Genomic DNA, 19,159 nt, shown 5'->3' on the forward strand with positions numbered 1-19,159 from the left:
GAGAGGCCGGGTGGGGCGTGCCGATTCTGCATCAGTTTCGGACCGGGCATTCATCGATCAATCGACTGTTTGAATCAGTCGATTGGAACGGCCATGCAAGAAAACAATTGATTGAAACATGTGTTTTATTTGCCTAGAATTCGCGCACTGACGGTTCCCAGTGCAAAACATGCGCCCCGCGGCGCTTCAGGAGACAAGCCCATGTTGAATCGAAGAGCGGTACTCGCCGGTGCAGCGGCTACCTTGGCAGTCCCGATGGCAAAGGCCGCGACGCTCCTGCCTGAAATGCTCAGGATCGTGATGCCGTTCCCTGCGGGAGGAGCCTTGGACGGAATGACACGCATCTTTGCCGACACCTATCAGAAGGTGACGGGCCGCACGTGCATCGTCGACAACAAGCCCGGGGCCGCGACGTCCATCGGGGCGGCCGAGGTGTCGCGCGCGAAGCCCGACGGCTCGGTCGTGCTGTGGACGACCGGCGGACATCTGACCAACGGCGTGTTGATGAAGAAGCTGCCCTACCACCCGATCGAGGGTTTCACACCCTTGTCGATGGTCTACACGACCTACGGCTTCGCTCTGCTGCACAGGGCGAACGGGCCATTCCACTCCCTGGCTGACTTCATCGCGGCCGCGAAGAAGCAGCCGGGCAGGTTCAGCTACGCCTCGGCCGGCAACGGCAACACCACGCACGTGGTGGGTGCCCTGTTCGCGAAGCAGGCCGGCATCGAGCTCATCCACGTGCCCTACAAGGGCACGCCGCTGACGGACCTGATCAGCGGCGTGGTGGATGTGTCCTTCATCGCGCCGTCTTCGGTGATGCAGTACATCGAGGCCGGCAAGATCAGGGCGCTCGCGATCACCGGCCCGCAGCGCGCGGATACGCTGCCGAGCGTGCCCACGTTCGCGGAACTGGGAATGCCGGACATCGACATTCCCGCATGGATCGGCATGCTGGCGCCCCCGAACATGTCGCCCGACGTGCTGGCCGCCTTGTACGGAGGGGTCTCGAAGACGCTGGCTGACCCGGGTTTCAAGGCCAAGATGACGACGTTCGGCAACCAGGTCTCGGGCATGCCGCCGCAGCAATTCAAGCCCTACCTCGAAAAGGAGTTCGCGCGCTATCAGCGCATCCTTCCTCCTCTCGGCATCGAAATGGACTCGTGATGTTCAAGAAGATCGTGGACCTTTCCATCTTCCTGGAGAACGACGTGATCTCCGATCCGCCGGCCTTCGCTCCCAGGATCCACTACATGGACCATTCGCAGAGCTTCGGCCGCCTGGCCCAGTTCTTCCCGGGGCTGAAACCGGAGGATCTTCCCGACGGCGAGGCGTGGGCGGTCGAGAAGGTCGAACTCAGCACGCACAACGGCACGCACCTCGATGCGCCCTGGCATTTCGCTTCGACGATGAATCGCGGCGAGCCTGCGATCACCATCGACCAGGTGCCGCTCGAATGGTGCCTGCAGCCTGGCGTGAAGCTGGATTTCAGGCACTTCGAGGATGGCTACGTGGTGCAGGCCGCGGACGTCGAGGCAGAATTGCGGCGCATCGGCCACACGCTGCAGCCGCTGGAGATCGTGATGATCAACACGCGCGCCGGCAGTCGATACGGCCAACCCGATTTCGTGCAATCGGGCTGCGGCATGGGCTACGAAGCGACCATGTATCTCCTCGAGCGCGGCGTGCGTGTGACGGGCACGGACGCCTGGAGCTGGGATGCTCCTTTCCAATACACCGCAGAGCGATACGGGCGCGACAAGAACCCCGCCGTGATCTGGGAAGGCCACAAGGCAGGCCGCGACATCGGGTATTGCCATCTCGAGAAGCTGCACAACCTGGAAGCGCTGCCTGCCGACGGATTCTTCGTGTCCTGCTTTCCGGCCAAGGTCCGGGGCGGTTCGGCGGGGTGGACGCGCGCCGTGGCGCTGTTCCAATGAACAAGGAAGAGACAGGAAAATGATCTTCGAAAAGAACGTGCCCATCCGCCTGAGCGATGGGACGGTGCTCAGGGCCAATGTATTCAGGCCCGACGATGGCGTGCCCGCACCTGTTCTCATGACGCACGGGCCCTATGGCAAGGATGCGCATTTCGAGGACGCCTTCAAGCCACAATGGGACGAGCTCAAGCGGCTGTACCCGGGCATCGACACCGACGGCAGTTCGGGCCGGTACCTGCGCTGGGAGGTGGCCGACCCGGAGCGCTGGATTCCCTGGGGCTACGCGATCGTGGTCGTGGACAGCCGCGGCGCAGGGGAGTCGCCCGGCAAGCTCTGGGCCTGGTCGCCGCAGGAGACGGACGACTATGCCGAATGCATCGAGTGGGCCGGTACGCAGGAATGGTCGAACGGCAAGGTCGGCCTGCTGGGCATCTCCTACTACGCGATGAACCAGTGGCAGGTTGCCGCGCGCCGTCCGGCCCATCTGGCCGCCATCTGTCCATGGGAAGGCGCCAGCGACCTGTATCGAGACGCCAGCCATCATGGCGGAATCTTCGGCAACGTCTTCTTCGAGTACTGGTTTCCCAAGCAGATCCTGTCGGTGCAGAACGGCAATGCCGGCAGCCCCTACTTCGATCGGGAAACGGGCGGGACGAGCACGGGCACTGCCCTGGATCAAGAAACGCTTCGCAGCAACCGCGTGGACGTGATCGAGGAATTCAGGTCGCATCCGCTGATCGATGACTGGTACGACGCCCGGACGGCGAAGCTCGCGGACATCGAGGTGCCGGTGCTATCCGCCGGCAACTGGGGTGGGATGGGATTGCACCTGCGCGGCAACGTTCAGGGCTTCATGGGCGCCGGCTCGCGGCAGAAGTGGCTGCAAATGCATGGCGGGACGCACTGGGAGTCCTTCTACCTGCCCGAGTACGTACAGCTGCAGAAACGCTTCTTCGACAGGTTCCTCAAAGGCGAGCCCAACGGCTGGGACGCACAGCCGCCCGTGATGCTGGAGGTCCGCCATCCCGACCGATTCGAGCAGCGCTCGGAACACGAATGGCCGATTGCCCGCACGCAGTGGACGCGCCTGTACCTTGACGCGGGCCACCGCGAATTGGCGTTCGAGCCATTCAGCGCCGTCGCCGTCGCGACTTATCGGGCACCGGGTCGTGGCATCGAGTTCTTGAGCGCGCCCATGGAGGCGCAGACGGAATTCACAGGGCCTGTGGCACTGGTGCTGTGGATCCGGTCGAGCACGACGGACATGGACCTCTTCGTGACGCTGCGAGCCTACGATCCCGAGGGGAAGGAAGTGCTCTTCCGTGGAGCGACGGATCCGCAGGTGCCGATCGCGCAAGGTTGGCTGAGAGCTTCGCACCGCAAGACAGATCCTCTGCGTTCAGGGCCGGCCCAACCTTTTCACATGCACACCAAGGTCGAGCCTCTCACACCTGGCGAAGACTACCGTGTGGAGATCGAGATCTGGCCGACTTCCATCGTGCTACCGCGCGGATATCGGCTGGCGGTGAGGATCGATGCTCAGGACTTCGAGCGTGAAGGTGCGGCTGGACCGCGCAAGGGATCTGGCCCGTTCCTGCACACCGATCCCCGAAACCGCAGGCCGGACGTCTTCGATGGCCAGAACGCCATCCTCACTGGCGGGCGCTACGACTCTCACTTGGTGCTGCCGTTGATTCCTCCCGCCGACCACTGAGCGACATGGAAAAAACGGACGTTCTTGTGACGACGATCGAGATGGCGCGGGCCGGCCTGGGCTTCACTCCCGCAGCAGGGCTTGACTGCATCTGCGAGTTGATCGGTCGGGAGGACCCCCGGGACTTGGATCACGACCAGAACGTGGAAAGGCTACTTCGACTCGCTGCGTGCATTTGGAGCCTGAGGCATTCCCTTCTTGCGCCCACCTCCGCCTCGGCTGCGCATCCGCCGTAGCTGAAGTCGCGGGGCAATGTCTCGGCCTCGCTCGATCTCGAGTCCAACACGCGAAACGCCCACTCGCTCGGACGGAACCAGATGGACCAGCCGACGCAGCAGACCACAGCACTGGTCGAGGAGCCCGCCGCAGCGGGAACGGGTGCCTTATTGTATTTTTGGGCCGGCGTTTGGAGAAACGTTTTCACACAGCCTCGGCCCAAAGCAGCCGTTCTCAGATCGACGCCGGCCTTTGGGCTTGGCGCGCGCTTGCGGCGTCGACACGTCGCAACCAACGCAGCAAAGCCGCAACGACCGCTGCCGGCTGCTCCAGGATCGACATATGACCCGCCTCGGCCACCGCCACAAGCTCGGTGTCCGGCAGCAGTGAGGCCATCTCCTGGCTCAGGCCGAAGGGTGTGATCTGGTCCTCACGCCCACACACCACCACGGCGGGCACCCGGATGCGAGGCAGCAGGTCGCGGGTGTCCACCCGGTTCATTGCGGCCCGCTGCTGGCGGACGAAGCCCTTGCTCCCCCCGGTCGACGCCATGTCGAACAGCAGTTGCAACAGTTCCCGGTCCTGCATCCTCGATGCGTGAACGAGCCGCGCGGCAAACCCCTGGGCGACTTGGCCGAAGGCGGAAGTGCCCGCGCCTTCGGCACCGTCCACGGCTTGGATCATCCGTTCTCGGGCCTCTTTCACTTCCTCGGCGTCAGCGCGGGCGCCCGTGTCCAGGAGCCCCAGTCCCGCAACGCGGCCGCCCGCCTGGCGGCACACCTCCTGCGCGACGTAGCCACCCAGCGAGAACCCTGCGACCGCGAATGCGCCGGCCGGCATGGCCGCTATCGCATTCCGTGCCGACTCGGCGATGCTGTCGTGCAGGTGCGTGGGAGCGACATGGCACGTGCGCTCTCCGGCGATGGCGGTCGTCAGCGGACGCCAGATTCGGGCATCATTCATCAGCCCGGGAAGGAGAAGAAGGGGTGTCGCTTGGTTCATAGCCAGAGTTATAACTATGCAGTTGGATGCATAGTCAAGACGGAGTACACGACAGGTGTGGATCGCTGAATTCGCGCGCCGCGCGGGAGTGAGGGAGACGACCGTCAGGCACTACCTGCGGGAAGGCCTGTTGTCGCCGCGAACAGGGGCCGCCGGCGGGTCGCGGCCTTACCTGGAGTTCACCGAATCCGACCTTCGCCTGCTGTCGGCCATCCGGGCCGGCCAGGCTCTTGGCCTCGCACTGCCGGAGATCAAGCTGCTCATTGGGGAGCGGCGTTCCGGGAGCGGGCACGCGCGGATGCTCAAGGCCTTGACCGCGCAGCGAGACAAATTGCGCGGCAGGGCTCTGGACTTGCAGACGATGCTCACCTTCCTCGACCGCAAGATCGCCTGACTCGAAGCGGGTGCGAAGGGGCCGCCGCCTTCACATGCAGCCGCCCGTGCCGCGAAGAGATGAGGGGGATGCGATGTCTGCTCCTGGCCGAAGCAGCCTGGGAAGGCGCTGCTCAAGGTCATCGAACCCCACTATCCAGTGGCAGGCCGAGGCCGTCGGCCCTACCCGTTGCAAGCCATGCTGCGCGTGCACCTGATGCAGAACTGGTTCGCGCTGAGCGACCCGGCGATGGAGGAGGCTTTGTATGAGATCGCCTCGCTGCGCACTTTCGCCGGACTCGGTCTGGAGGCGATCCCCGACGAGACAACCATCCTGAACTTCCGTCATGTGCTTGAGGCCAGCGACTTGGCCGAGGACATCTTCAAGCAGGTCAACGCCCACCTGGCCAGGAAGGGGCTGCTGCTGAAGCGCGGCTCCATCGCGGACGCAACCATCATTGCGGCACCCAGTTCGACCAAAAACAGCAACGGGCGAGCGAGACCCCGAGATGCATCAGACGAAGAAGGGCAACCAGTGGTACTTCGGGATGAAGGAGCACATCGGCGTCGTTGCAAGGCGTCCCATGTCGAAAAACTCCCCTCCTTCGCGGGAGCTGCGAAGGAGGGGAGGCCGATTGATGTGACTTCATTTCCCCTGCAACTTCCGGGCCCGCAAGATTGGTTCTCGGAGAATGGCAGGCGCGCGCCCCTTGCTCAATAGCTGGTTTCCTTCGCGCGCGCGGACATCAGATGTCCACGGAAGCGCGCAGCGTTCGTGTCCAGCGCACTTCGCAACGCCACCAGATCGAGCGCGACCGCCACGAACAGCGCGCCCAAAGCCAGGCATTCACGCGCTCGTTCTTCATCGGCCATGAGAATTCCGGGCGCCTTGCCGGCAGAACGAATGCGACGGATGGCCTCATCGATGGCCTTATCCACCTCGGGGTGGCGAGGGTTGCCTGGATGTCCCATGCTCGCCGACAGGTCGGCAGGGCCGATGAAGATGCCGTCGACGCCGTCCACCGCGGCGATGGCTTCGATCTGGTCCAATGCCTCGCGCGTTTCCACCTGCACCAGCACACACAACTCCTCGTGCGCGCGGGCGATGTACTCGGCGCTGCGTCCGAAGTTGCTGGCACGCATGGAGCCGCCCATGCCGCGCATTCCGGCTGGCGCATAGCGCGTGGCCGCCACGGCGGCACGCGCCTCCTCGGCGCTCTGCACGAAAGGCAGCAGCAGGCTCTGCGCGCCCACATCGAGATAACGCTTGATGAGCACCGGATCGTTCCAGGCCGGCCGCACGACTGGTGTACAGGGCGCACAGCCCGCCGCCGGTTGGGCGGCCGCCACGGCCTGCAGCTGCTGCAGCATGAGCGGCACGTCGCTGGGCGTGTGCTCGGTGTCCAGCAGCATCCAGTCGAAGCCGGCGCCGGCCACCAGCTCGCTCACGTAGGGCGAGGGCAGGGTGGACCACACGCCGATCTGTGCCCGGCCTTCGGCCAGCGCCTTCTTGAAGCGGTTCATAGGCAATGCCATCTGTCTGCGCCTCAGCTGAAGTGGCAGGCCACGCTGCCGAACTCGCCGTAGTCGGCCACGATGGTGTCGCCCGCCGTCACGTCGATGGGCCGGATGAAGGAGCCGGCCAGCACCACCTCGCCTGCCGCCAGCGAGACGCCGTGCCGGTGCAGCCGGTTGGCCAGCCAGGCGATGCCGTGTCCGGGATGATTGAGCACGCCCGCGGCCAAGCCGGTTTCTTCCACCTCGCCGTTGCGGCTGACGATGGCGCCGATGCGGCGCATGTCCACGTTCAGCTGATCGGGCCTGAACGGCCGGCCGCCCAGAACGATCGCCGCGTTGGCCGCGTTGTCCGAGATGGTGTCCAGCACCGTGCGGGTGCGGCCGGTGGCCGGGTCCACGCGCTGGATGCGGGCGTCGAGGATCTCCAGTGCCGGCACCACGTAGGCGGTGGCTTCGAGCACGTCGAAGAGCGTGCAGTCGGGTCCGCCCAGCGGCTTCGCGAGCACGAAGGCCAGTTCCGCCTCGACCTTCAGCTGCAGGAACCGGTCCGCCGGGATGGACGCGCCGTCGCGGTAGAACATGTCGTCCAGCAGCACGCCGAAGTCGGGCTCGTCGATGTGCACGGCGCGCTGCATGGCCTTGGAGGTCAGGCCGATCTTGTGTCCCTTGACGGTGCGGCCCGCCTGCTGCTTGAGGGCCATCCAGGCGGCCTGCACGGCATAGGCATCGTCCACGGTCATGGCCGGATGGGCGCGCGATAGCTGGCCGCAGGGCACGCGGCTGCGTTCGGCCTCGTCCAGGCGCGCGGCGGCCTCGCGGCAGGCCTCGGCGCTGAGTGTCGTGCTCATTGCGCCTCCGCCTCGATCACGTTGCGCAGTACGCCGACGCCCGTCACTTCCACCTCCACCACGTCGCCCGGCTGCAGGAAGCGCGGCGGATCGAAGCGGATGCCCGCGCCGATGGGGGTGCCGGTGGCGATCACGTCGCCGGGCAGCAGCGGCGCGAAGGTCGACAGGTAGTGCACCAGGTAGGCGAAGTCGAACATCAGGTGTTCGGTCGTGTCGTCCTGGCGTGTCTCACCGTTCACGCGCGTTCGCACCCGCAGGTGGCCGAGGCCGGCCGGGTACTCGTCCGGCGTGACCAGCCAGGGGCCGATGGCGCCGGAGCGGAACCAGTTCTTGCCTTGCGTGACGTTGAACTTGGCGTGGTGCACCCAGTCGCGGATGGTGCCTTCGTTGATGCAGGTGAAGCCGCCGATGTGTGCCAACGCGGTCTCGCGCGGGATGCGCCTGCCGCCCTGGCCGATCACGATGCCGATCTCGCCCTCGTAGTCCAGCTGCTGCGATTCCGCCGGCCGCAGCAGGGGCTCGCCGTGTGCGCTGAAGGAGTCTGGCACCCGCATGAAGATGCTGGGGTAGCGCGGCAGCTCGCTGCCGTCCTTGTACTCGGCGTTGCGATGCGCATAGTTGACGCCGATGCAGAAGATGCGCGGCGGCTGGCGCACGGGCAGGTCCAGCTGCACGTCGCAGAGCGCGTGGTCGGCTGTCGCGCCAGCCCATGCCTCGCGGGCCTGCGACATGGCAGGCGCGTCACCTTCCAGCAGTTGCCGCACGCCGGCGATGTGGGGCAGGCGGCGGCCCAGATCGACCACGCCTTGGCCCCCGGCGTCCAGTGCACCCCAGCCCTCACGGCCCTGGTGGGTGTAGCTCAGCAGCTTCATGCGGTCACCTCCGGCGCGGCATCGAAGCCGAAGAAGGCGGCGGGGTTGTCCACCAGGATGCGGCGCAGCGTGGCCTCTTCGGGCGCGAAGCGGACCAGCAGGTCGAGCAGCGCGCCTTCGTTCGGCGGCTGCTTGACCGACACCGGATGCGGCCAGTCGCTGCCCCACACGCAGCGCTCGGGCGCGGCGGCGATCAGGCTGCGGGCCAGCGGCACCACGTCGTCCCATGGCTCGCTGGCGTGCGAGAGCTTCTCGGAGAGCGAGAGCATCACCCACACGTTGCCGCGCTCAAGCAGATCCAGCAGGCAGCGCAGGCTTGCATCGGCCTCGCCAGCGGCGGGGTCGGCGCGGCCCATGTGGTCGACCAGCACCGGCACCTTCAGGTGGGCGAAGGCCTTCATCTGCTCGGCCACGCCTGTGGGCTCGGGCTGCACCTTGACGTACCAGCCCAGCTCGCGCACGCGACCCAGCGCACGGTCCATCTCGGCAGGCCCGAAGCTGATGCCCAGGCCGCCGCGGGTGAAACGCGCGCCGCGCACGCCGGCGGCGTGCAGCTGCTGGAGGTAGGCGTCGTCCTTTTCGATGAGCACGGCCGCGTTGGCGCAGCCCATGTAGCGGCGGGGGCCGTCGCCGTTGAGGCCGGCCAGCGCATCCAGCACCACCTGGTGGTCGGCGCCGTAGGTGGTGGCCTGCACGATCACGCCGCGCTGGATGCCGAGCGTTGCATGCAGCCGCTGCGCGACCTGCCAGGTGGCCGTGGGCATCTCGTAGGCGGCGCCGGCACGCACGGGATAGCGCTCGCGCGGGCCGAACACGTGGAACTGGCTGTCGCAGGCCAGCGGCGGCAGCGGCCGGGTCGGTGCACGCGGATGGGGGTCGAAGGGCAGATAGTCGGGCATTGGCGTGGGTTCAGGTGATGTAGGCGGTGAACACGCACTCGATGAGCTTGCCCATGTCGAGCTCGGGCGCGTGGATGGCGTGGCGCGCGGGGCGCGTGGCGGCGTCGGGAAACATGGCGAGCCAGGGCACGTTGAGGGCAGGGCGCTGGCTGCGATCCTTCATCCAGACCGTCACCTTGACCACGTCGGCGGTACTGCCGCCGGCGGCCTCGACGATGCGGCGCAGGTTGTCCAGCATGTGGCGGCACTGCGCCTCGATGCCTTCGGCGATCTGGCCGGTGGCTGGGTCGGTGCCCAGCACGCTTCCGCTTTCCACCAGCGGGCCGATGCGGCAGGCGGCCGGGATGGGGTTCTTGTGGCCGAAGCCGTCCACGTAGATGGCGGTGCGGCCCACGGGCGCTGCGCGTGCGAGCGTCACTGCGCCGTGATGTTGGCTTGCTTGATGATGGGGATCCATCGCTTGTCTTCCTTGTCGAGGAACTGGGTGAATTGGGTAGGCGTCATGGCCCGCGCCTGCGAGCCCAGCACGTTGAAGCGCTCCTGCACCGACTTGTCGGCGAGGATCTTCTGCAGCGCCTGGGCGAGCTTCTGGACGATGGCGTCGGGCGTGCCCTTGGGCGCCAGGATGCCGGTGAAGGTCTCGGTGCTGAAGTCCTTGAAGCCGGACTCCTGCAGCGTCGGCACATCGGGCAGTTGCGGCAGGCGCTGCGGCGAGGTCACGGCCAGCGCCCGCGTGCGGCCCTGCTGGATGAAGGGTTGTGCCACCGAGATCTGGTCGAGGTTGAAGTCCACCTGGCCGCCCAGCAGGTCGGTCGTCGCTGGTGCGTTGCCCTTGTAGTGCACCGTGGTCCACCGGGCGCCGCTTTCGCGCTGCAGGTATTCGCTCACCAGGTGGTTCTGCGTCCCTGCGCCGGGCGACGCCATGGTGAGCTTGCTGCCCGGCTTCTTGCCCGCCTCGATCAGCTCGCCGATGGTCTTGTAGGGGGTGGAAGGACTCACCTGCAGCACCAGCGGGGTGAACGACACGGAGCTCACCGGCACGAAGTCGCGCCGCCAGTCGTAGACGTCGCGCTTGAAGATGGTGGGCGAGAACAGGATCGGCCCGTTCGCGCCCATGAAGAATGTGTATCCGTCGGGCGCGGCCTTGGCGACGAATTCACCTGCGATCAGCCCGCCCGCGCCCGGCTTGTTGTCGACCAGGAAGGGTTGCTTGAACATGGCCTGCAACTGGTCGCTGATGATGCGGGCCGCGCCGTCGACGTTGCCGCCGGGCGGGTAGGGCAGCACCAGCCGCACGGGCTTGTCGGGCCAGGCGGCGGGGTTCTGCGCATGCGCGGGATGGATGGCCAGCAGGAGGCCGACGCCGAAAGTCGCGGCCAGGCCGAGGGCCTTGATTCGATTCATGAGATTTGTCTCCGTTGGGCTGTTCGTGCAGCGTTCGCAATGCCACCACTGTAGGGAGACCAGCCGGTGGCTCGCAACGCCTATATGGCCAAAAAGTCCATGATGTGGACTTTCCGGCTTTGCGCCCGAGCGGGGTCATGTCCACAATGCGGACCATGCAGATCGAGCCGCACACCCTCACCCCCGAAGCCACCTATCGCCTGCTCAGCGGCCTGGTGGTGCCGCGTCCGATCGCCTGGATCAGCACGCTGTCGCCCGCCGGCGTAGTCAACCTCGCCCCCTTCTCCTGCTTCACCTTCGTGTCGAACAAGCCGCCGATGCTGGGCGTGAACGTCGGCCGCAAGGCGGGGCGCCGCAAGGACACCGGCGCACATATCCACAGCCGCGGCGAGTACGTGGTGCACATCGGCGATTCGTCGCAACTCCACGCCATCCACGAGAGCAGCGAGGAGCATCCCGAGGACGTGAGCGAAGCCGACCTGCTGGGCTTGGCGACCGTGCCCAGCGAGACGGTGGCTGTGCCGCGCCTGCGCGACGCGCCGGTGGCCATGGAGTGCCGGCTCTCCCAGGTCATTCCCTTCGGCGAGACGGGCGCGGAGTTCATCGTCGGCGAGGTCACGCGCTTCCACCTGCGCGATGGGCTGATGCAGGAAGGCAAGGTCGAGACCCTGGCGCTCGATCCGGTCTGCCGCATCGGCGGACCGAACTACGCCACGCTAGGACGTATCGTCACGCTGCGGCGGATGCAGCAGACCGCCAAGTCGGTGGTCTGATCGAGCCGGTCGTCGCGCATGACCGATGCAGCCTCCAAGTCTCCCGCCACCGCCGGCGCGCAGTCGGTGCGGCGGGCGCTGGCGGTGCTGCGCATCGTGGCCGCCGGGCAGGAGCACGGCGTGCGGCTGCTGGACGTGGCGCAGGCCACCGACCTGAACCGCGCCACGGTGCACCGGCTCCTGCAGGTCCTCATGGAGGAGGGGGCTGTCGAGCAGGACGCTGCCACGCGCCGCTACCTGATCGGTGGCGAGGTGTCGCTCATGGGCCTCGCTCGTTCGGCGGGCTTTCCTCTGCGCGCGGTGGCTGCGCCGCACCTGCAGGCACTCGCCGAGGCCGAGGGCGAGACCTGCTTTCTCACGATCCGCAATGGCGACGACTCGGTCTGCCTGGCGCGCCATCCGGGCAGCTATGCCGTCAAGGTGCTATCGATAGAAGTGGGCGCTCGGCGCCCACTCGGCGTTGGCGTGAGCGGTCTCGTGCTGCTCGGCAGCTTGTCCGAAGAGGAACGTGCAGCCACGATCCAGCGCAACACGCGTCGGTTGCGTGCGCTGCATATCGAGCCCGACGAACTCCGCCAGCGCCTCCGGCTGCTGCAGCGCCGCGGCTACGCCTACGCGCCAACCGGTGTCGTTCCCGGCACGCGTGCGCTGGCGGTGCCCGTACGGCATCCGCAGGGGGCTGTACTGGCCGGCCTTGCCGTCACCGCCATCAAGGACCGGCTCCCCGACGATCGGGTGCCGCGGCTCGTCCAGGCAATGGAACGGCATGCGCGTCAGATGGGGCAGCAGTGGGCCGAACGGGACCGCGTCAAGCGACGATGACATACGGCTGAGATGATGCCCGCCGCAGTTGCATCAAGAAGGCGGTCGGCGCAATGGTTGTTCGCTGTTGATTTCCATCCAGAAGGACCCAGTGGGGGTGCGGACGAAGACTTGGATTACCAAAAGGTAGTTCATGTATTCATACGAAGCTCGGATTCGAGCCGTTGAGCTCTACATCAAGCTGGGTAAACGCCTGCGGCCCACCATCCGCCAGCTCGGTTATCCAACAAAGAATTCTCTGAAGGGCTGGTACAACGAATACCAACAGAAGCTCGACTTGCCAGCGGCCTATGCGGGCCGCAGACCCAAGTTCTCGCAGGAACAGAAAGACGCAGCGATCGATCACTACCTCGCCCACGACCGCTGCATTGCTGCCACCATGAGGGCATTGGGCTACCCCGGAAGAGGGACACTGACCGCTTGGGTGCGCGAGGCCGCTCCTGAGGCCAGAAGGGCCGCCGTTGGCAGCGTGGGCCGAAGAAGGTACTCCGGGAAGCTGAGGCAAGCGGGAGTCATGGAGCTTTGCACGCGCGAGGAAAGTGCCCAGGCTGTAGCCGACAAGTTCGGCGTGTGCCGGCCAACGCTGTGCAACGGGAAGAACCAACTTCTGGGACGTGAGGCACCCGCATCCATGAAACGCACCAATCCATCGCCGCCATCTCAAGAGCGCGACGAGCTCGAGCGCCAGGTTGAGTCCCTGCGCCGCGAAGTCAGGCAACTGCTTGAGCAGGATCTCTTGAACAAGGCCAACGAACTGTTAAAAAAGGCCTGGGCGCGTCGACCTGCAGCTCCTGTCCAACCGGGAAAGACACTGCTGATTGACGCCCTCAGGGAGCACTATGGCCTGCCAGAGCTCCTTGCACAGTTGGATCTTGCGCGTAGTTCGTACTTCTATCATCGGGCCCGTTCAGCGGTGGGCGACAAGTACCTGGAGGTACGTCAATCGATCACCGAGATCTTCGAATCAAACCACCGCTGCTATGGCTACCGCAGGCTGCAGGCATCCCTGAGCGGCAGGACGTGGCGATCTCCGAGAAGGTGTTGCAGCGGCTGATGAAGCAGGAAAGCCTGGTTGTTCCGAAGCCCAGGAAGCCCAGGTATGCGTCATACCTGGGCGAGATCAGTCCAGCGCCTGAGAACCTCGTCAACCGCGACTTCCAAGCCGCGGTCCCCAACGAGAAATGGCTCACGGACATCACGGAGTTCCAGATCCCGGCTGGCAAGGTGTACCTCTCGCCCATGATCGAGTGCTTCGATGGAATGGTCGTCAGCTGGACCATTGGGACCTCTCCGGACGCTGAGTTGGTCAACACGATGCTGGATGCTGCCATCGAGACGGTGGCGAACACAGCCGATCGGCCCTTGGTCCACCCCGACCGAGGAGGTCACTACCGCTGGCCGGGCTGGTTGTCGAGGACGAGCGATGCAAACCTCGCACGCTCTTTGAAGGATAAGGCGTTCCCTTCCGTTATGGCACTTGGTGAACTAGGCGGAAGCAATGCTGGTTGTCTCCGCCGCCGCGTTGCACCAAGCCACGTGCCTGAAGCGTCAAGCTGGCCGACAAAACTGCCCATGGCACAGCAGACAAATGCTCAGCCACTGTCGCGTAAGGTTGCCAGTTCGCGGTGAGCGCCTCCAAGACTCGCTGCTCGAAGTCTTCGCCTGTCCGAAGGAAAGGATCATCCCAATCGCACCAGTAGATCCGCGATCGCCAGATGATGAAATGACTCTTGCAACCCGTGTGGCGCCACACAGATGGGTACAGGCTGACCGATTGGCCCTCCATATATACACGCCACGCTGGCCCGGTTCGACGGTCCAGGTTGATCGTCAGCGTTTCACCGCAATCGTCCGGGCATCGCAGAGCCAGTGAACGATCCACGCCACGGCGAACCAGAACGGCGTTCCCGGGCGCGGCCAGTTGCTCGTCGGCATCGTGCCGGTGTTCTACGAGCCCGCGGAAGTTCAATAATGTGGCGCGTTGTTTCATGCGGCCTCACGATATTCAAGGCACAGGGCTTGGACTCCCTCGAGCAATTGGCATCCGAGAATCCAAGCCCAGGTGCGGCGTGTCGAGTCGGCTTGCGGTGCGTCTGCGTCCGGCTCGAACATTGCGCGACGCAGCAGATACAGTGCGAGCGTGATGGCGTAGTCAACGCTTGGGCTGCTGGCCAGCGCCACGTGCCTGGTTTGCAGCACCGCGTCGCGCAACCACGGCAGCGAACTGTCCGGCGGAGCGGCTGGCGGTGTAAGCACGTGGTGCACGGCGAAGAGCTCCTTGACCGTTGCTAGCCATTGGCCTTCGTCAACGCCGTACTGGGACGGCGGCAACTGGAAGGCAATCCATACCTCCATGCACGCCGGGTCCGCGCTGGGCGGCCCTAGGACCACTCTCGCTAGATCGATAATGATCGTGTCTTCTCCACGCACCCGTGCGTTGTCTGCGTGCATGTCGCCATGCACAGGAGCCTTTGGCCAGATCCGCGTCGGCAGATTCAGGAAGGACTCCCAGACAGCTTGCGGCTCTCGCACGAATCCGAGACAGGCTGCGGCCTGCAAGTAGCGCTTGCGCACATTCTGATAGACGAACACCTTGCACAGCGCTGGCGCGATCGAGCCAACTTCACTCTGCAACGCTGCCTCGGGGGCCCGCCAGCCTGAAAGGGTTTCCTCGAACAAGTTGGCAATGGCGCGCCCGGCCCGGCCCTCCAGGATCAGCGCCCAAAGCGATTCGGATCGGGTGACGAAGCTACCGACGAGGATGCCAAGATCGGTACCCACGATGCAGCGTCTCGGCTGCAGATTGGGCCGCAGATGCCAGGCGATATGACTGTCTGCGTAGCGCTCGTAGCACTCGCGTTCAGTGACGATGTACGTAGCACGATCGAGCTTGGCAAAGAACGGAAGAGGGTGCGGGCCTGCCATAGAGTTCGACAGCGTTGCCTGCACCAGCACTGTCATTGCGGAACGGCCGCCTGTTAGCGGGCTCAAGGCCACCGAATCGCAGTCGGCGAACGCGCGCTGTAGCAGAAACGTCTGCGCTTCTGTCAGCAAGAAACCATCCGGCCTGTGGATAAGGAGTCCCTGATTGATTGCTGGCCCGGGATCGTGGCGTGCAAAAATCTCTGCTATCTCTGGAGGCGTCGCGCCAATGCGGTATTGCACTCGGTCGCGAGCCGGCCCCTTGGGGAGGAGTTTCTCGATCTTTTCCTGTACGAAGCCGTGGGCTAGGCTGTCGGCCAGCATGACGACCACATACAGGCCATGGTTGAGGGCGTGGGCCACACATTCGAGCACGGCCGTCACGGCCGACACCTTGGGCGGCATGGCGCACAGCACGAGCCCACGAGAATGCGCCAGGTCAAGAGCCCGACACCGGAAGTCTTCAAGTTCCACTTCGCACAACGCCAGCCCCCGATGCGCGTGCTCGGCGCGGTGGGGCGGCTGCGGCGCCGCTCCCAGCCACAGAACTTTGGCACGCTCAGGCCGGTGAAGCATCATGTGCGTACCGGCAGTGTCCAACTGTCGCCTCGTGCAAGTGCTCCTTCCGCCGAACACACGATACAGTGCGGCCGCGGTGACAGCAGCTGTGGCCGTATCGAACCGCGCATGCCGTCATAGTGCAATAGTCGCGCCTTGCCGGGATAGGAGGTCAGTGCGGACAGGAACATGGCGACTGCCGCCGACGTGACCATGCCGTTCAGTGGCATCACGGCAGGTTGCGGAACGGATGCGTTCTCGAAATAGGGATCAGCCCTGCGCTGTGCCGGAGTCATCATCTCCCAGCGCACCTGCTGGCCGTCGATGCCGTCGGCGCAGACCAAGCAGCCCAAGCCTGGCGCCAGCATTTGTGCACGCCCAGTGACGGATGCCAACCGATCGGCCTCGACCCGGATGGCCACACCCATGTCGATCACGGGGATCAGGTATTGGTAGGCGAGTTGGTTGAGGACCGCTCGGCTGGCCATCGAATCGGTGCAGCCGAAGATGAAGTCGACCTCGGCTAATCTCGCCGCCAGCGCGCTGCAAGTGATGTCGCCGACGTGGGGCTCACATATAGCGGAAGGATTGATCGTCGTGATCGCGCGCTCCGCAACGTGCACCTTGGGTAGGCCGATATCCTTTGGCGTGGCTCCAAGCAAGCGATTCAGGTTCGTGACGTCGACCACGTCATGGTCCATCAACACGAAACGCCCTACTCCGAGATGGGCTAGCTGCTGCACGACGATTGAGCCCGTCCCACCGAGGCCGATCACCGCGACGGTCAGTTGGCTCAGCGCGGCCTGTCCTTCGGCTCCGAAGGCACGGATCTGCCGGTCATAACGATCATCCGCCTCGAAGCCCTCAGCGCCCGAATAGACGCGCACGGCGGGGCCAACGGCCAGGGCGGAAGCCGCGATGCCGCCGCCCAATTCGCGCAGGTGTACTCGCGTACCCGTGACGACGGCCGCGAAGTGTTCGCGGTCCGGAATTCGGGCCTTGAAATAGCTGACCAGCGCAGCCTCGCCGGCGTCATCCACTTGCGAGAACCCCTCTAGCGGCCTCGCGCCGGGATGCGTGTGCAACAAGATGACGCCCGCCCCAATGGTTCGCGCGCGATTCGCGGTTTCGAGCATGAACTCTGGAGTCAGCGACGCACGTCCGGCACGGCGCTCCAGGTAAGCGTTCTCAGGCGCCAGCAGCAAGCCCTGTACCGTGTAGCGTGGCCGGTCAACCGACCCACCGGCCGTGTGCACGAAACCGACAGCACAAGTCTCGACCACCTGCGTCTGAGCGGCAGCATGCAACTGGGCGAGTGCCTCCCAAGGAAATGCGACCTGCTTCATACGGGCTGCGCCAATCGTTGGCGGATTACCGACAGCCAGGTCATCAGGTCGTCGCGTGCCGCATTCCATACCTGCAGGTGCCAGGAGAACCAGAGGGCCGGCTCGCCGGGGAAATGGGGGATCGGTGTGCCCAAGCCAGAGTTCTGCGGCACGTCGCCCGAACTGAGACGCAGGTCAGCATCGGCCCAGAAGCAGTCTGGCTGGGCAAAGGGATAACCTTGCGGCGCCAACAGGTGCACGGTTGTGTGCGGCTTGTTCCAGCCCGCAGGTAGCGGGACTTGCGGAATCGAGACCAACTGGCTGCCGTCCGGCAATTGGCGCACCAGCATTTGAGGCTCGCGCTGGCGCAAGCGGTCCAGGTGGATGTCGATCGGCCCCATGTGCATCAACCGAAGTTGGCGGGCGGCACCAGGGTGAAGCGGCGCGGGCCACCACGCTGCTCGTCCAGTGAAACCAGCTGGTCGTCGGCGATGATCTGGTCGGGATCGTTGCCATGACCTTCCAGTGACAACTTGGTTCCGGGGGGCACGTTGGCCACGTAGGCCTTGATTTGTGCGCCCGTCAAGGCGGGCTGGTCGGTTTCGAACTTTTCGTTGCCCACGAAGAACTTGTAAGTCTTCGGCTTGGGATCGTGCTTCTCATTCATAGGGTAAACCCTTTCTGGGTGGTTGAGGGGCGGTCGGTATCAGGGAAATCCGTGCCCCATACCTTCAAATGCTCCGGTGCGAACCTTTTTGTGACATCGCTCAGAAGAACTTCGATTCCTCCCCGGATGAGCGCCTTCCCATTCCCAGGAAATGCTCCAAGGCCGCTGCCTTGAGGCAGCCCCATCCCATCCCTCGAATGGGGGACGCGGTTGTGATCCACGTGTCCTATGCTGCTGTCGTGGTCGACGGATGGCGGCCGCGGGAGATGTCCGAGATCAGCGCCGGAAGGAGCAATTGGTGTGACTGGGAACAACAAAGATGCGATGAATGCGCAGGGCGAATGGACGGCCGAAGATTTCCAGCAGTGGATCGACGGCAACATGGCCAGTAACGCTGATCAGAAGCGATGGCTGCTTTGGGCGGCGAGCTTGCTCAAGGGCTTGCCTGTTGATCCAGAGGAATTGCTGCGCGAGACAGTCGTGCGAATCCTCGCGGGGCGGCGCACGTTGAGCCGTAAGGTGCCTATCGACGTGAACGTGTTCGGCATCATGCGCAGCATTGCTTCAAGCTGGCACAAGCGGCGTGCCCGAAAGCCCGAGATCAGTGTCGAGGACTTGATTGGAATGGATGACGATGGGAAAACGCAGGACCCACTCGAGGTCATTACCATCCCCGAAAATGCACAGGCAGCCAGCCCCGAACGGGAACTGGTCTTCAAACAGGAAATGGATGCCATATTGAGCTTGTTCGCTGACCGAGAGGATGCCCAATTGGTCGTGATTGGCCGGTCCGAAGGTTTCAAAGGTGCCGCATTGGCGGAGGCTTCCGGCCTGGACCAAGCCCAACTCGCCTCCGTGCAGCGCTTAATCGCTCGCCGGTTGGCCAGCTACAGGAGAGATGAATGACAAAGCCTGACGCACGGAAGCAGCTTTCCAACGTCTGGCAAGCCGCATTTGAAGACCTGATGGCGATGAGCGAGAGCGAAATCGACGCAGAGCTCAAGGAACTGGGTCTCGACCCTGCCACGGCAGCACAGAAGGGCAAGAAGGCCATTGAAGACGGCATTGCCCAAGCGCGGGCCCTGCACCGTGCGCAGCTACGCGAACGGATGGTTTCTGCGCGTGACCGGGCCATGGCTCCGCGCGATCAGACTGTATCGGTGGAGCTTGCGCGCCAGCGGATTGCACAGATGCAGGCGGCCAACGACGGGCGCCTGACGCTGGCCGCACGTAACCGTGATCCTAAGAATATGAGCGAAGAGGAGGTCTTGGACTTGTATTGGCAGATCGAGGAATTGAATCGGTAA

General features: G+C 64.7%; 20 protein-coding genes and 2 pseudogenes. 10 read left to right on the forward strand and 12 right to left on the reverse strand.

The genetic code is table 11. The annotated features are described in order from the left end of the window. Positions 1-333: 333 nt before the first annotated feature. The 3 genes from ABL838_RS32540 to ABL838_RS32550 are packed head-to-tail and all read left to right on the forward strand — an operon-like array spanning position 334 to position 3,654. A complete protein-coding gene (locus ABL838_RS32540; RefSeq protein WP_418126440.1) occupies positions 334-1,167 on the forward strand; it encodes a tripartite tricarboxylate transporter substrate binding protein in 834 nt (277 codons plus the stop codon). Beyond that, positions 1,167-1,940: a cyclase family protein gene (locus ABL838_RS32545; protein WP_418126441.1), complete on the forward strand. Its 774-nt coding sequence runs from the start codon at positions 1,167-1,169 to the stop codon at positions 1,938-1,940. The genes ABL838_RS32540 and ABL838_RS32545 overlap by 1 nt, the downstream gene beginning before the upstream one ends. Positions 1,941-1,959: 19 nt before the next feature. Further along, positions 1,960-3,654 (forward strand): CocE/NonD family hydrolase, encoded by a 1,695-nt coding sequence (locus ABL838_RS32550; protein ID WP_418126443.1) that lies wholly within the window; start codon positions 1,960-1,962, stop codon positions 3,652-3,654. Between the two features lie 450 nt (positions 3,655-4,104). Here ABL838_RS32550 and ABL838_RS32555 read toward each other — a convergent pair whose 3' ends face one another. Further along, the gene (locus ABL838_RS32555; RefSeq protein WP_418126445.1) at positions 4,105-4,872 is read right to left on the reverse strand and encodes an alpha/beta fold hydrolase; all 768 of its coding nucleotides are present in this window, start codon (positions 4,870-4,872) and stop codon (positions 4,105-4,107) included. A 55-nt stretch (positions 4,873-4,927) separates the two neighbouring features. On the opposite strand from ABL838_RS32555, the gene ABL838_RS32560 reads away from it, so the two are divergent. Further along, complete coding sequence (locus ABL838_RS32560; RefSeq protein WP_418126447.1) at positions 4,928-5,266, forward strand: MerR family transcriptional regulator; 339 nt, start codon at positions 4,928-4,930, stop codon at positions 5,264-5,266. Positions 5,267-5,362: 96 nt separating this feature from the next. After that, positions 5,363-5,813: pseudogene (locus ABL838_RS32565) on the forward strand (IS5 family transposase); the annotation flags it as partial. 145 nt (positions 5,814-5,958) lie between these two features. Here the strand turns inward: ABL838_RS32565 and ABL838_RS32570 are convergent. From ABL838_RS32570 to ABL838_RS32595, 6 genes are read right to left on the reverse strand one after another with little or no spacing between them, the layout of a single operon-like run. Further along, positions 5,959-6,780, reverse strand: a complete 822-nt coding sequence (locus ABL838_RS32570; RefSeq protein ID WP_418126449.1) for an aldolase/citrate lyase family protein — start codon at positions 6,778-6,780, stop codon at positions 5,959-5,961. 11 nt (positions 6,781-6,791) lie between these two features. Beyond that, positions 6,792-7,610 (reverse strand): 2-oxo-hept-4-ene-1,7-dioate hydratase, encoded by an 819-nt coding sequence (hpaH, locus tag ABL838_RS32575; RefSeq protein WP_418126451.1) that lies wholly within the window; start codon positions 7,608-7,610, stop codon positions 6,792-6,794. Further along, a complete protein-coding gene (locus tag ABL838_RS32580) occupies positions 7,607-8,482 on the reverse strand; it encodes a fumarylacetoacetate hydrolase family protein (protein ID WP_418126453.1) in 876 nt (291 codons plus the stop codon). The genes hpaH and ABL838_RS32580 overlap by 4 nt, the downstream gene beginning before the upstream one ends. Then, entirely contained in the window at positions 8,479-9,381 is a 903-nt protein-coding gene (locus ABL838_RS32585; RefSeq protein ID WP_418126455.1) for an amidohydrolase family protein, read from the reverse strand. The genes ABL838_RS32580 and ABL838_RS32585 overlap by 4 nt, the downstream gene beginning before the upstream one ends. A 10-nt stretch (positions 9,382-9,391) precedes the next feature. Continuing rightward, positions 9,392-9,838, reverse strand: coding sequence for a RidA family protein (locus ABL838_RS32590; protein ID WP_418126457.1), 447 nt, complete (start codon positions 9,836-9,838; stop codon positions 9,392-9,394). Then, on the reverse strand, positions 9,796-10,785 hold the full coding sequence (locus ABL838_RS32595; protein WP_418126459.1) for a Bug family tripartite tricarboxylate transporter substrate binding protein: 990 nt from the start codon (positions 10,783-10,785) through the stop codon (positions 9,796-9,798). The genes ABL838_RS32590 and ABL838_RS32595 overlap by 43 nt, the downstream gene beginning before the upstream one ends. Positions 10,786-10,940: 155 nt before the next feature. On the opposite strand from ABL838_RS32595, the gene ABL838_RS32600 reads away from it, so the two are divergent. The 3 genes and pseudogenes from ABL838_RS32600 to ABL838_RS32610 all read left to right on the forward strand — a co-directional run. Beyond that, positions 10,941-11,558, forward strand: coding sequence for a flavin reductase family protein (locus ABL838_RS32600; RefSeq protein ID WP_418126540.1), 618 nt, complete (start codon positions 10,941-10,943; stop codon positions 11,556-11,558). Positions 11,559-11,576: 18 nt separating this feature from the next. Next, a complete protein-coding gene (locus ABL838_RS32605) occupies positions 11,577-12,380 on the forward strand; it encodes an IclR family transcriptional regulator (protein WP_418126461.1) in 804 nt (267 codons plus the stop codon). Positions 12,381-12,513: 133 nt separating this feature from the next. Continuing rightward, positions 12,514-13,835: pseudogene (locus ABL838_RS32610) on the forward strand (IS3 family transposase); the annotation flags it as partial. Between the two features lie 13 nt (positions 13,836-13,848). Here ABL838_RS32610 and ABL838_RS32615 read toward each other — a convergent pair. The 5 genes from ABL838_RS32615 to ABL838_RS32635 form a co-directional block, all read right to left on the reverse strand. Next, positions 13,849-14,370 (reverse strand): DUF6527 family protein, encoded by a 522-nt coding sequence (locus tag ABL838_RS32615; RefSeq protein WP_418126463.1) that lies wholly within the window; start codon positions 14,368-14,370, stop codon positions 13,849-13,851. After that, entirely contained in the window at positions 14,367-15,776 is a 1,410-nt protein-coding gene (locus tag ABL838_RS32620) for a phosphotransferase (protein ID WP_418126465.1), read from the reverse strand. Before ABL838_RS32620 ends, ABL838_RS32615 begins: the two co-directional genes overlap by 4 nt. A gap of 101 nt (positions 15,777-15,877) precedes the next feature. Further along, positions 15,878-17,206: a HesA/MoeB/ThiF family protein gene (locus tag ABL838_RS32625; RefSeq protein WP_418126466.1), complete on the reverse strand. Its 1,329-nt coding sequence runs from the start codon at positions 17,204-17,206 to the stop codon at positions 15,878-15,880. Further along, on the reverse strand, positions 17,203-17,586 hold the full coding sequence (locus ABL838_RS32630; RefSeq protein ID WP_418126468.1) for an E2/UBC family protein: 384 nt from the start codon (positions 17,584-17,586) through the stop codon (positions 17,203-17,205). The genes ABL838_RS32625 and ABL838_RS32630 overlap by 4 nt, the downstream gene beginning before the upstream one ends. A gap of 5 nt (positions 17,587-17,591) precedes the next feature. Beyond that, positions 17,592-17,852, reverse strand: a complete 261-nt coding sequence (locus ABL838_RS32635) for a hypothetical protein (protein ID WP_418126470.1) — start codon at positions 17,850-17,852, stop codon at positions 17,592-17,594. Between the two features lie 300 nt (positions 17,853-18,152). Between ABL838_RS32635 and ABL838_RS32640 the strand changes: the two genes are divergently transcribed. Then, positions 18,153-18,758, forward strand: a complete 606-nt coding sequence (locus ABL838_RS32640; protein ID WP_418126472.1) for a hypothetical protein — start codon at positions 18,153-18,155, stop codon at positions 18,756-18,758. Continuing rightward, complete coding sequence (locus ABL838_RS32645) at positions 18,755-19,159, forward strand: hypothetical protein (protein WP_418126474.1); 405 nt, start codon at positions 18,755-18,757, stop codon at positions 19,157-19,159. The genes ABL838_RS32640 and ABL838_RS32645 overlap by 4 nt, the downstream gene beginning before the upstream one ends.

This window comes from Variovorax sp. 160MFSha2.1 (assembly GCF_048305075.1).
In the GTDB taxonomy this organism is placed as follows: domain Bacteria; phylum Pseudomonadota; class Gammaproteobacteria; order Burkholderiales; family Burkholderiaceae_C; genus Variovorax; species Variovorax guangxiensis.